Source organism: Actinocrispum wychmicini (genome assembly GCF_004345645.1).
GTDB classification, from domain to species: domain Bacteria; phylum Actinomycetota; class Actinomycetes; order Mycobacteriales; family Pseudonocardiaceae; genus Kibdelosporangium; species Kibdelosporangium wychmicini.
Genome location: NZ_SLWS01000011.1, coordinates 26,176 through 37,952, shown reverse-complemented (window position 1 = coordinate 37,952; position 11,777 = coordinate 26,176). Strand labels below are relative to the sequence as shown.

General features: G+C 67.1%; 14 protein-coding genes. 1 reads left to right on the top strand and 13 read right to left on the bottom strand.

Going from position 1 to position 11,777, the window contains the following annotated elements:
- Positions 1 to 2: 2 nt before the first annotated feature.
- The 7 genes from EV192_RS39660 to EV192_RS39630 form a co-directional block, all read right to left on the bottom strand.
- Positions 3 to 626 carry an L-threonylcarbamoyladenylate synthase gene (locus EV192_RS39660; protein WP_132123818.1) on the bottom strand — a complete coding sequence of 208 codons (624 nt, stop codon included), beginning with the start codon at positions 624 to 626 and terminating at the stop codon, positions 3 to 5.
- 36 nt (positions 627 to 662) lie between these two features.
- Positions 663 to 2,093 (bottom strand): multicopper oxidase family protein, encoded by a 1,431-nt coding sequence (locus EV192_RS39655; protein WP_132123817.1) that lies wholly within the window; start codon positions 2,091 to 2,093, stop codon positions 663 to 665.
- Between the two features lie 29 nt (positions 2,094 to 2,122).
- Complete coding sequence (locus EV192_RS39650) at positions 2,123 to 2,650, bottom strand: hypothetical protein (protein ID WP_132123816.1); 528 nt, start codon at positions 2,648 to 2,650, stop codon at positions 2,123 to 2,125.
- A 5-nt stretch (positions 2,651 to 2,655) separates the two neighbouring features.
- A complete protein-coding gene (locus EV192_RS39645; RefSeq protein WP_132123815.1) occupies positions 2,656 to 3,327 on the bottom strand; it encodes a DUF6875 domain-containing protein in 672 nt (223 codons plus the stop codon).
- Complete coding sequence (locus tag EV192_RS39640; RefSeq protein ID WP_132123814.1) at positions 3,324 to 3,941, bottom strand: N-acetyltransferase; 618 nt, start codon at positions 3,939 to 3,941, stop codon at positions 3,324 to 3,326. Before EV192_RS39640 ends, EV192_RS39645 begins: the two co-directional genes overlap by 4 nt.
- Before the next feature lie 34 nt (positions 3,942 to 3,975).
- A complete protein-coding gene (locus EV192_RS39635) occupies positions 3,976 to 5,376 on the bottom strand; it encodes a pyridoxal phosphate-dependent decarboxylase family protein (protein ID WP_132123813.1) in 1,401 nt (466 codons plus the stop codon).
- Positions 5,377 to 5,456: 80 nt separating this feature from the next.
- Positions 5,457 to 5,948: an anthrone oxygenase family protein gene (locus EV192_RS39630; protein ID WP_165960869.1), complete on the bottom strand. Its 492-nt coding sequence runs from the start codon at positions 5,946 to 5,948 to the stop codon at positions 5,457 to 5,459.
- Between the two features lie 86 nt (positions 5,949 to 6,034).
- Here EV192_RS39630 and EV192_RS39625 point away from each other — a divergent pair, with 86 nt between their 5' ends.
- A complete protein-coding gene (locus EV192_RS39625) occupies positions 6,035 to 6,991 on the top strand; it encodes an AraC family transcriptional regulator (protein ID WP_132124191.1) in 957 nt (318 codons plus the stop codon).
- 2 nt (positions 6,992 to 6,993) lie between these two features.
- On the opposite strand, the gene EV192_RS39620 is transcribed toward EV192_RS39625, so the two are convergent.
- The 6 genes from EV192_RS39620 to EV192_RS39595 all read right to left on the bottom strand — a co-directional run bounded on the left by EV192_RS39620 (position 6,994) and on the right by EV192_RS39595 (position 11,767).
- A complete protein-coding gene (locus EV192_RS39620) occupies positions 6,994 to 7,554 on the bottom strand; it encodes an anthrone oxygenase family protein (protein WP_132123811.1) in 561 nt (186 codons plus the stop codon).
- A 51-nt stretch (positions 7,555 to 7,605) separates the two neighbouring features.
- A complete protein-coding gene (locus EV192_RS39615; protein ID WP_132123810.1) occupies positions 7,606 to 8,277 on the bottom strand; it encodes a hemerythrin domain-containing protein in 672 nt (223 codons plus the stop codon).
- A complete protein-coding gene (locus tag EV192_RS39610) occupies positions 8,274 to 9,098 on the bottom strand; it encodes an NAD(P)H-binding protein (RefSeq protein WP_132123809.1) in 825 nt (274 codons plus the stop codon). The genes EV192_RS39615 and EV192_RS39610 overlap by 4 nt, the downstream gene beginning before the upstream one ends.
- A gap of 134 nt (positions 9,099 to 9,232) precedes the next feature.
- The gene (locus EV192_RS39605) at positions 9,233 to 9,931 is read right to left on the bottom strand and encodes a beta/alpha barrel domain-containing protein (RefSeq protein ID WP_132123808.1); all 699 of its coding nucleotides are present in this window, start codon (positions 9,929 to 9,931) and stop codon (positions 9,233 to 9,235) included.
- Positions 9,928 to 10,623: a phosphoribosylanthranilate isomerase gene (locus tag EV192_RS39600; protein WP_132123807.1), complete on the bottom strand. Its 696-nt coding sequence runs from the start codon at positions 10,621 to 10,623 to the stop codon at positions 9,928 to 9,930. The genes EV192_RS39605 and EV192_RS39600 overlap by 4 nt, the downstream gene beginning before the upstream one ends.
- A gap of 4 nt (positions 10,624 to 10,627) precedes the next feature.
- Positions 10,628 to 11,767 (bottom strand): acyl-CoA dehydrogenase family protein, encoded by a 1,140-nt coding sequence (locus EV192_RS39595; RefSeq protein WP_132123806.1) that lies wholly within the window; start codon positions 11,765 to 11,767, stop codon positions 10,628 to 10,630.
- Positions 11,768 to 11,777: the final 10 nt, after the last annotated feature.

Here is an 11,777-nt window from a genome sequence, read left to right as displayed (position 1 = left end):
CGTCAGATCTCGAACCTGGTGGGGTCGCCGGCGCCGACTCGGATGATTTCCGGGTCGCCCTGGGAGAAGTCGATCACGGTGGTGGGGACTGTGCCGCACTCGCCGGAGTCGATTACCGCGTCGACCACGTTGTCCAGGAGTTCCTTGATCTCCCAGCCCTGGGTGAGTGGGTCTTCCTGGTCGGGGAGGAGCAGGGTGCTGGAGACGATGGGTTCGCCGAGTTCGGCGAGCAGGGCCTGGGTGACGGTGTGGGCGGGGATGCGGACGCCTACCGTCTTCTTCTTCGGGTTCATCAGGCGGCGCGGGACTTCTTTGGTCGCCGGCAGGATGAAGGTGTAGCTGCCGGGGGTGGCGGCTTTGATCGCGCGGAAGACGTCGTTGTCCACGTAGACGAACTGGCCGAGTTGGGCGAAGTCCTGGCAGACCAGGGTGAAGTCGTGTTTGTCGTCGAGGTGGCGGATGCGGCGGATCCGGTCGAGGCCGTCGCGGTTGCCCAACTGGCAGCCCAGGGCGTAGCAGGAGTCGGTGGGGTACGTGATCAGGCCGTCCTCCCGCAGCAGGTTCACCACCTGCTGGAGCGCGCGCTTCTGAGGGTTGTCCGGGTGTACGTCGAAGTACCTCGCCATACCGGCAGTCTACGACGTACACTCAGACCGGGATCCTCAGGGGACGATGTTGAACTGGGCCATCATCGCCATCGAGGAGTGCCCCACGAAGTGGCAGTGGAACGGGTAGAGCCCGGTGAACGGGCTGTCGAACTTGATCAGGATGCGGACGGTCTGTCCGGACGGGACCGAGACGGTGTCCTTCGGGTACGCCTCCCAGGGTTCCACCGCTTTCCCGCCGCGGTCGAGCACCCGGAACTGGATCTGGTGGACGTGCAGCGAGTGCGCGAACGGGTCCGGGTCGGCGTTGGTGATCTCCCAGATCTCGGTACTGCCCTTCTTCACCGTGAAGTCCACCCGGTTCGGGTCGTACTGCTTGCCGTTGATCAGGAACGCGCCCTGCTTGAAGTCGAAGCTCAGCAGCACCTTGCGGGTCTGCATGACGGGCGCGCCGATCGGCGGCAGCACGGACAGCTTGGCCGGAACCGAGCTGTCGTCGTCGTCCCGGCGCGCACCGCCGGCCACCTCGAACTGCAGGACGTCCTTGGTCGCCGGGGTGTCGCCGACGGTGTTCTGCAGGACGAGCTGGGTCCCGCCGGGCAGGGCGCTGAAGTCCACCACGACGTCGACCCGTTCGGCCGGGTAGAGGCCGATCTCGGTGCGCCGCACCGGCCGGGCCATCAGCCCGCCGTCACTGGCGATCTGCACCATCTCGGCGCCGTTGGACAGGCGGAACGACATCACCCGGTCGTTCGAGGCGTTGAGGAGCCGGAACCGGTAGCGGCGACGACGCACCCGCAGCTTCGGCTGTGCCTTGCCGTTGGTCAGCACGATGTTGCGCCGGGCCGAGTCGTTGTTGTTCCACAGCAGCTGGGCGCTGTCGTCCAGGGCGATGTCGCGGAACATCAAGGGGATGTCGAACTGGCCGCGCGGCAACGTCGGACTGTCGGTGCGGTCCTCGATCAGGTACAGGCCGGCCAGGCCGCGGTAGATCTGCTCGGCCTCGAGGTGGTGGGCGTGGTCGTGGTACCAGAGCGTGGCCGCCCGCTGGATGTTCGGGTAGTGGTACGTCCGGGTCTGGCCGGGCTGGAGCACGTCCAGCGGGTGCCCGTCGTCCTCGTGCGGCACGTTCCCGCCGTGCAGGTGCACCGCGGTGACGTTGTCGAGCCCGTTGAGGATCTTCACCTGGACCGGCCGGCCCTGCCGGGCCTTGATGGTCGGGCCGGGGAAGCTTCCGTTGAACGTCAACATGTTCGTCCGGGTGCCCGGCAGGATCTCCACGTTGGCCGGCTTCGCCGTCATCTCGTAGTAGTCCGTGCCGCGGTCGGAGTACACCGGGGACAGCACCGGCGGGATGGGCAGCGGGGTGGTGAACGGCTGGACCGCCGGTGGACTGCCGACGACCGCGGACACCAGACGCTCCGCCGGCAGGGCAAGCGCCACACCAGCGACAGCGCCGAGTTTCAGAGTCCCTCTACGGTTGAGCATCTGCGTGAACCTTTCTGAAACCGAACATGTTACGGAACGCCGATGACCGCCACACCAACGACGGCGAGTACGAAGGTGTACTGCATGACGGTCATCGCCGCCGTCAATGTCCCGGAGAACAGGATCGCGGTTCCCAGGGACATCGTGGCGACCGGGAGGGTGACCAGTGCGGCGGCGAGCGCGGCGAACACGGCGAACACCAGCCGCGCCGATACACTGTGGACGCTCCGGTCCGACCGGCCGTAACGCCGGCGCACGAGCCACGCGACGGCCACGATCCCGACGGCCATCAGGTGGATCGCGAACATCACGAGCCCGGGGTAGTTCGCTACCGCCGAACCCGTGACGGGTGCGGGTTCCACATAGCCACTCGATCCGTGGCCATGGTCGATTATGTTGTGCAGTGGGACGACACTTCGTGGCAGGAACCGCGCGTTCTCCCGTAACGCCCAGGCGATCACCGCCGCGGCGGCGAGCGCGAAGACGATCACGGGCACGACCCGCACTTTCGGCTGCGGGAGCGGGACACGCACGGCTGAGATCTGCAACGAAGTCATCGGCCTCACCCGTTCGCTGTCTGCAGATTGTTGTTGTTGTTCTTGGCGACCCGTTTGACCAGCTGGTCCCGGATCCGGGTCGGGATGTCCGGGGCGAACCGTTCGAGGTAGCTCTCCGCGTGCACGTCGGTGTCCATCACGAACGGCAGGTCGAACACGACCAGCTTGCGGATGGCCAACAAGGGCACGGGCGCGCGCAGCGCCTTGAAGTCGTGGTTCCACAGGCCGGGTTCGTCGCAGACCGGGTGGAACTGGCCGATCATCAGGCCGTCGGCCACGAACCGGGCCTTGGCCTTGCGCTGCACCTCGTCCAGTTCGGTGGAGTCCTGGTGGTCCATCTGCGGCAGCACGAGCAGGATCGTCAACAGCTCCTGGTCCGATGTGGACAGTGGCTGGGACAGGTCCTCGTACCAGGTGCGCAGGCCCTCGACCACTTCGCCGACATCGGTGCCGGTACCCGTGTCGACCAGGGACGCCAGGTAGAACAGTCCCTTGCGCAGGGACGGCTGGGTGTACGGGCACACCGGGCCACTGCGTCCGAGGTCCGGGTGGGCCGAGACCAGGAAGTCCCGCGCCCACGCGAGGATCTCGCGGACCGGCGGCAGCTGCTCGGCGGGCACCTGGCCGTCGTCCACTTCCGCTGCTGTCCAAATGCGGACTTGATCATCACCGGTCATCGCGGTTCCCGCCACATCGGCCGCAGGCTCGGCCCGTCAGGGATGTCGATCCGCACGCCGACCTCGACGAACCCCCAGCGCAGCGCGGCGAACGTGCCGCCGGCCGAGCTGGCCTCGGTGTACGTGGCCATCTCCTCGTCGTCGGCCCGCTTGAGCAGGGCGTCGCCGAGCACCGAGATGGCGCCGTGCCGCTGGTGGTCGGGGTCCACGCCGCCGAACGAGATGTAGTAGTGCGGCCGGCCCATCGGGTGGTGCACGGCCTGCAGCCCGGAGATGGTCGCCATGCGTTCCATCTCGTCCGCGGCCAGGATCTGGGCGAACCGCTGGGACAGGGCGACGCCGCCGCGTTCCACCTCGTGCCAGGCGCCGGGCGGCAGGAACAGCAGCGCCGTGTCCCGGCTGGTGTTGGTGTAGACGGAGTCGTACCCCAGGGAGACCTCCAGGAAGATCTGGAAGAAGTCGGGCAGGATCTCGGCCCGGCGCTGTTCGTCCGGACAGATCCACTTGGTCAGGCCGTCCCGGTGGAACGCCCTGGCGAGCATCGTGGCGAGCGCGTCCAGGTCCGCTTCGGTAGCCAGGACGGCGGTGTCTGCGTGTGCTTCGATCGGGGACAACGGACTTCCCTCCGCGGACGGGGTGGTAGTGGCGTTACCACCAGAAACCGGTCTGCCCGACGGGGGCGGCGGCTTCGACGGCAAGTTCTTCTACTCGGGGGTGCAGCTGGTCCAGGTAGCCTTCGGCCTCCGGCTTGATCAGCACGCTGCGCAGCACGCGCGCCGAACCGGCGTCCCGTGCGGTCTGCGGATGCCGGCGTACGAAGGCGTCCGCGTCGGTACGCAACATGCTGAGGTAGACGGGGTCCTGGGCCGCGGCCATGCTGTCGCGCAGCAACCTGTCCGTCGCGGTGTCGATGGCGGACAGGGTCTGCACGGGCACGGTCGGGAAATACGTGACGATGTCCAGTTCGGGCCGTTGGTAGAGGCGCAGGCTGGGCGAGGTGTCGATCAGGTCGGCCCACCGGGTCGCGGCGCGCCTGTTGGCGGCGAGGATCGCGCCGAGACCGTCCGGGGTGAGCGGAAGCAGTTTCAGCGTGAGCCACAGCGCGGCCGCGGCGGCGCCGGCTCGGGAGCATTCCAGGCTGATCTCTCCGAGGTGCAGGTCGGAGTCGGTGAAGTAGGTGTACGGCGAGTCGTGCATCAGGTGCCGGCCGGCGTGCGGGTCGGAGAACAGGACCGCGCCGCATCCGTACGGTTGCAGGCCGTGCTTGTGCGGGTCCACCACCACGGAGTCGCAGTCCGGGATCGCCAGCCAGGGCCGCCGGTCGAGTCCCTGCGGGTCGTCCGACCTGGCCAGGATGCTGTAGAAGCCGCCGTAGGCCGCGTCCACGTGCACGCGTACGCCGTACTTGCGCGCCAGCGGCACCACTTCGTGCACCGGGTCGACGGCCCCCAGGCCTGTCGTCCCGGTCGTGACCACCACGGTGCCGACCGAACCGGTGGCGAGTACGTGGTCCAGGGCGTCCAGGTCGAGGCGCCCCAGCGCGTCGACCGGCAGCTTGTGGCCCCGGACGCCGAGCACCTGGCACATCCGCTCGTGCGTGTAGTGGCATTCGGAGCTGAACGCGATGCCCTTGCCCGGGTGGGCTTCCCTGGCCACGTACAGCGCTTCGAGGTTGCCCATGGTGCCGCTGGTGGTCAGGTGGCCGAGGTGGTCGCGCATCCCGAACATGCCGGCGAGCGCGGCGACGCACTCGCGTTCCATCTCGGTGGTCGCCGGTCCGCCTTCCTCGGCGTGGTTGTTCGGGTTGTACAGCATCGCCGTGACATATCCGACGACGGCGGCGGGGTGCGGCGGTTTCACCATCTGGCCGATGTAGCGCGGGTGGAAGAACGGATAGTTGTTCTCCATGCGCTTGGCGAACTCGTCGTAAGCGCTCTCGAACGCCTCCTCGCTTACCAGATGCGACGAATGCGGCTGGTATGGACCGAACTGCTCACCCCAGCGTTCGACAACGTCGACCGCTCGCGGCAGCCAATATCTCAGGTCCATGTCTGACCTTTCTCCCGGCGTATGTCGGGCAGCTCACATGACCTTTTTACGACCGGGTGCGCAAGCGGTGCGCAAGACACTCACCCGCTGAACTGGACCAGGGCCCAGCACAGGGCGAGGAAGCCGCCGGTGGACGCCAGCGCCCGGCCGGTGTTGGCCCGGAACCACGGCGCCTCGAACCCCTCACGGGCCTTGCGCAGCGTCAACTCGCCCATCTGGACCGGGTCAGCCCGGTCCAGCCGGATGTTCATCGGGATGTTCACCCGGATCGTGATGGCCATCGACAGCACGTAGAACGCCAGGCCGACACCGACAGGCAGGAGGATCGAACCGCTGCGGCCGACGAACAGGACCAGCGCCAGGGTGGTGAACAGCAGCGAGCCGATGAAACTGACGAAGAACCAGCCGTTCTGGATATCGCGGTTGATTTTCTGCATCACCGTCACAAATGTGCGGTCGTCGACGCCGCGCAGGGAAACCATGACCGAGCAGGAGAACCCGTAGAACAAACCCGCGTTCAGTCCCAACGCGGCGGTCGCGGCGATCAGCACCGCCCCTCGGAACACATCCATGTTCTCCTCCATGATGAGACTGTTCAAGGCCGTGAAACGGGAATCCATGTGCCGTCGTCTAGACTCCCGGCATGGACTCGCTGACAGTGGACACGTTGTCGGGCCTGGTGGACGGTCCACGGGCACGCGGGGCGTTTCTGCTCCGTTCCGTGCTGAACCCGCCCTGGTCGCTGCGGATCGAGGACCACGCGCCGCTCTCGCTGGTGACCATGATTCACGGCGACGCCTGGATCGTCCCGGATGTCGGGTTGCCGACACAACTGCGTCCAGGTGAAGTCGCCATCCTCCGCGGCCCCGACCCCTACACGGTGGCGGACGACCCCAAAACCCAGCCGCACGTGATCATCGACGAGAACCAGCGGTGCACGGTCGTCCGCGGGCCGGGCATCTCGGCGGCGAAAAACCTGGGGGTCCGCACTTGGGGCGATGGGGGCTCCACAGTGATGCTGAGCGGCACGTACACGATGACCGGCGAGATCGGCCAGCGGCTGCTGCGCGCGCTGCCTCCGGTGCTGGTCCGGCCGGCGGGCCAGGACAACGCCCTGATCACCCTGCTGGCCGGGGAGATCGGCAAGGACGAGCCGGGTCAGGAGCTGGTGTTGGACCGGATCCTGGACCTGCTGCTGGTGACGATCCTGCGGTCGTGGCTGGGCGACCCGGGTACCGGCGCACCGGCCTGGTACCGCGCGCAGCACGACCCGGTCGTCGGCGCGGCCCTGAAGCTGCTGCACGACGACCCGGCCACCCAGTGGACCGTGGCGAACCTCGCGACCAGGACCGGGGTGTCGCGGGCCGCGCTCGCCCGGCGGTTCACCGCGCTGGTCGGCGAGCCGCCCATGGCCTACCTGACCGGGCTGCGGCTGGCGTTGGCCGCTGACCTGCTGCGCGAACCGGACGCGACGCTCGGCGCGGTCGCGAGGAAAGTGGGCTACGGCAGCGCGTTCGCACTCAGCGCGGCCTTCAAACGAGTACGCGGTGTGAGCCCGCAAGAGCACCGAACGAGTGTCGGTCGCGGGCTCACACCGAGCGTGGCGATGAGCTGAGGTCACCGGCCCAACAGGGCGCGCTGGTCGCGGCCGTGTTGGACGGCCGCGCCTGCCGCCGCCAGCACGCCGAGGCTGCTGATGATCGTGCGGAACAGGTTAAGCAGGTTCCACTGCGACTCGTTGAACGCGTGCCGGGCGGCGGCGAAGTCGGTGATCTTGGCCGGGTCGCCGAAACTGTCCAGGGCGTTGTTCAGCGGGATGTTGCCGGCCATGGTGATGACCAGCTGGATCACGACGCACGCCAACGCGACGAGGAGCCACCGCGAGGTGAGCTTGCGGCCGATGCGGTGGAAGATCCACGCGGCGATCGCCGAGAACAGCAAGGCGCCGTAGAACCCGAGCCCGAAGCCGAAGCTCTCCACGGTGCGGTTGGTGTTCTGGAAGACGGTCACGAACGACCGGTCGTCGGACATGGCGAGTGCGGGCATGACCATGACGGTGAACGACCAGAAGAAGCCGGCCATCAGGCCGGAGGTCAGCACGCTCAGCCACAGCAGCGGCGCGGCCGCCTTGTTGTTCTTCGGGCGCGCGTCCAGGTTGGCGCCTTGTTCAGCGAGCATGGAACAGCTCTCTTTCGTGTCTCGGGACGGTGCGGGGATGCGACAGGCGGATCAACTGGCCAGGCTCACCACTGTCGCGATGGCTCGCTGGTAACGCATCTTGAGAACCGTGTCGCCGATCAGCCGCACCGGTAACGGTATGGTCGCCTGCGCCACCCGCGCGGCCGTACGTCTGTCGATGCCGTCGAACATCCAGGGGTACAGGATCGTTCGCAGTGACATCGGGGCGGTGCCGACCACACGTCGTTCAACCTCGAGGTACGTCCTGACCGACAGGTCGTTGACGAACACCGGGAAGACCACGGTCTCCTCGAGATCCAGGTGTTCCAACAGGATCGTCCGGAACTTCTCCGCCGCGACGGGGAGCTTCGCCAGGTCGCCGCCCGGGGCCAGCGTCGCCGCGACCGCGGCCATCGCCTGGTCGAGCGCGGTGTGGTCGTGCGCGAGGGCCTGTTCCTTGGCGGCGAAGCTCGGCACCCGGCGGCGGATGTCCGGGAAGAGGACGTCGTCCTCGGTCCGGTGGTGCCAGTCGATGATGTCGAACAGCTGACGGAACCACGCGCCGACCGCCGGAGCCGTCGACCCGGTCACTTTCGGCGCCGCGGCGACCAGCCGGGCGGAGTCCCGGCGCATCGCGACATGCATCAGTGCGAAGGCACGGATGTGCTCAGGCAGGCCCTCGACACCGTTCTTGGTGGACAGACCTTGCTCGTTCGTGTTCATGCGTTCCACACCCCCGTCGCTGCCGCTTTCTGGGCGTACTCGGAAAATTCCCGGGCCTCCCGGCGCAGCGCCCGTTGGACACCGTCGGTCGGCTCGGCGTTGCGTCCGTCGAGGATGGTCCGGAAGACCTCCAGCAGCGCCCGCGGCAGGCCTTGCGCGCGCAGCAGCTTCCCGTAGTCGACGAACGTGATGGGCACGTACTTGATGTCCCGGTTCGCGGCCTTGGCGATCTCCTCGGCGGCGTCGTCGAAGGTCATCGCCCGCGGCCCGGACAGTTCGTAGATCTGCTCGTTGTGTCCGTCCTCGGTGAGGGCGGCCACCGCCACCGCGGCGATGTCGTCGGCGTCCAGGAACGGCTCGGGGGTGTCCCCGGCCGGCAGTTCGATCTCGCCACTGCGGGTGGGCTCCAACAGGAAACCTTCGCTGAAGTTCTGCGAGAACCAACTGCACCGCAGGATCGTCCACTCGGCACCGCTGTTCTGCACGGCCCGCTCGCTCGGGCCGGCCAGCAGTTCGACACCGCGCCCACCGAGCAGCACGAGCCGACGCACACCGGCCTGTACGGCCATCTCGGCGAACGCCTCGATCTTCTCGGCGACACCGGGAAAGGCCAGTTCAGGGTAGTACACGAGATAGACGCCATCGACGCCGGCGACCGCGGCGGGCCAGGTCGACTCGTCGTCCCAGTCGAACGCCGCGGTTGACGGGAGCGCGGCGGTCGAACTGCGCGAACTGGCCCGCACGCCCACGCCACGGTCCCGCAGCCGCGCGGCCACCCGTCGGCCGGTCTTGCCGGTAGCCCCCAGAACCAGTGTCGTCATGAGATCAGTGAATCCTCTCCATGTCGTGCGCGGCCATAGCCAACCGGCTCACGTCCATACGCGTGCGTCTACGAACACGCCTTTAGGCCGGTCGGCGGGTACCGACCGGCCTGCAAGGTGTCCAAGTGCGACTTTCACGACACGCGTGGTCCTCGTAGTTCATCAAGTCCGGCAAGCCATTCCGCCAGGCTGCCGGTGCGCAGCAGGCCGGTCCCGATCAGCAGACCTCGATACCCTTCGGCCAGCAGCTTGGCGGCGTCACCCGGTTGAGCGATACCGCTTGCGCTGACCGGGCACCTGGTACCGCTGCGTTGCAGGGCAGGCAGTAACCGGATACTCCGATCGAGGTCTCCTGGGTCGCGTTCCTTGTTCTTGATGTCCTTGTTGTTCACCGCGACAACGCAGTCCGCCGCCCGTGGCAGCGCGTCGATCTCGGCTTCCTCGGTGACTTCGACGAACGGGGTGAGCCCGATCGCCAGGCTGGCTTCCACCAGGTTGTGAATACTGGACTTCGGCAACAGGCCCGCTGTCAAGAGCACGGCCGAGGCGCCCAACTGCTTGGCCTTGGCCAACTGGTCCTTGCGGGTGATGAAGTCCTTCTGCAGGATCGGCCGGTTCGTCAGCTGGGCGACCTCGTGCAGCATCGAGTCCGTGCCGCCGAACCACTTGCCGGTGACGACCGAGATGCAGGGCGCGCCCGACGCCTCGTACTCCGCCACGATCTGGGGGATCGTCCGGTCGCCGAACAGGTCAACACCGTTGGGGTCACGGCGTTTGAGCTCCATGATGACCGGCCGGTCGGCGTTGACCAGTGCGTCGATGAACGCCATCATGCCACCTCCTCGTGGCGTGCGGTTCGCCAACCGCGGGTGATAGCGGAGATGTTCTTGCCTTCGAAGTGGCCGCGGTGGTCGCGGGCGCCGGTGTCGACGTCGATGCCGAGGAACTGGGGGTGGGCGGCGACGGTGGCGTAGTCGGCGCTGTTGTGTGCGGAGATGCCGCCGGCCAGGAGGAAGGGTTTGGTGAAGCTGGGCACCAGTTCGACGACGGCTTTGGGGTGTAGGCGTTGTCCGGTGGAGCCGATCTGGCCGTCTTCGGTGACCACGTCCAGCAGGAACAGGTCGGTGCCGGCTTTCTCGTAGGCTTTGATCAGGGGTTTTTCCAGGCAGGTGCCGGCCCGCAGGTGCAGCACCTTCACAATCGTCACATCATCGGGCACGGTCCGGCGGAGCGCCTTGATCATCTGTGGCATCTGGTAGGCGTGCAGTTGGATCCAGCGGATCCCGGTGCGCGCCACGATCTCTCGCAGCAGGTCGACGTCGGACAGGAAGGTGACCAGCATCGGTTCGAGCTGGCCAGTGGCACGGGCCGCCTCGGCCAGCAGGCTGACCTGGTCGACCGACACCTCGGACGGTCCGTTGGGCACGCCGTGCCAGAGGCCGACCAGATCGGCCCCTGAGTCGGCGAGCAGTTCCACGTCGCGGCGGGTTTTCGCGCCGCACACTTTCAACAAGGTCTTCGTCATCGCGTCAGAGCCCCAGCATGGATGCGATACGGTTGTACTGGATCTCGTTGGTGCCGGAGTAGATGGTGCCGGCGACGGCGTTGCGGACGTCCTTCTCCAGGCCGTATTCGGCCATGTAGCCGTTGCCGCCGAAGATCTGCACCGCGGCCAGGCTGGAGGCCAGGTTCGCCTCCGAGGTGAGCAGCTTGGCGACGGCCATGTCGGTGGTGACGTTCTGGCCTCTCAGCAGCCGCTCGGCGGTGTCGTAGAGCCATTTCCTGGAGGTTTCCAGGCGGATCTTCATGTCCACGATCTTGTTGGCGATCGACTGGTAGGTGCTGATCGGCTTGCCGAACTGGGTGCGTTTGGTGGCGTAGTCGATGCACCGGTCCAGCCGGTGCTGCATCTCGCCGACGTTCACGATGAACGAGAACAGGATCTCCCGTTTCATCACGTGGTCCAGCACCAGGAACCCGCCGCCGACCCGGCCCACCACCTGGGTGGCCGGGATGCGGCACTCGTCGAAGAACAACTCCGAGAGCGGGGAGGTGCGCAGGCCCATCTTCTTGATCGGGTTGCCGATCTCGAAGCCGGGCGTGTCGCGTTCGACCAGGAACGCGGTCACCCCGAGCGGGCCACCGTCCGGGTGGGTCCGGGCATACACCATGAACAGGTCCGCGATCGGGCCGTTGGACACGAAGGTCTTGCTGCCGTGCAACACGAACTCGTCGCCGTCCCGGTCGGCCCGGGTCTTCATCTGCAACGCCGCCGACCCACCGGACGGCTCCGAGATCGCATGCGCGCCGATCGCGTCGCCGGAGGTGATCCTCGGCAGGTACTTGTCCTTCAGCGCGGCGGATCCGAACTTCTCCAGCGGGATGCCCAGGCTGCAGATGCTGGTGGTGACCGAGAAGCACAGCCCGCCGTCGCGGCAGCCCTCACCGAGACCTTCGAGGACGTACATCATGGTCAGCAGGTCCTGGCCCAAGCCGCCCCAGCGCTCGTCGAACGGCAGCGACAGGATCCCCGACTCCTTGACCAGCTTCCACTTCTCCCAGGAGAAGGTGCCGTCCTCGTCGTTCTCGACGTGGTCGGCGGACAGGGCCTCGTGCCACGCGTCCAGGCCCTCCCGCAACGCGATCTGGTCTTCGTTCCATTCGATCATGTCGTGCCGC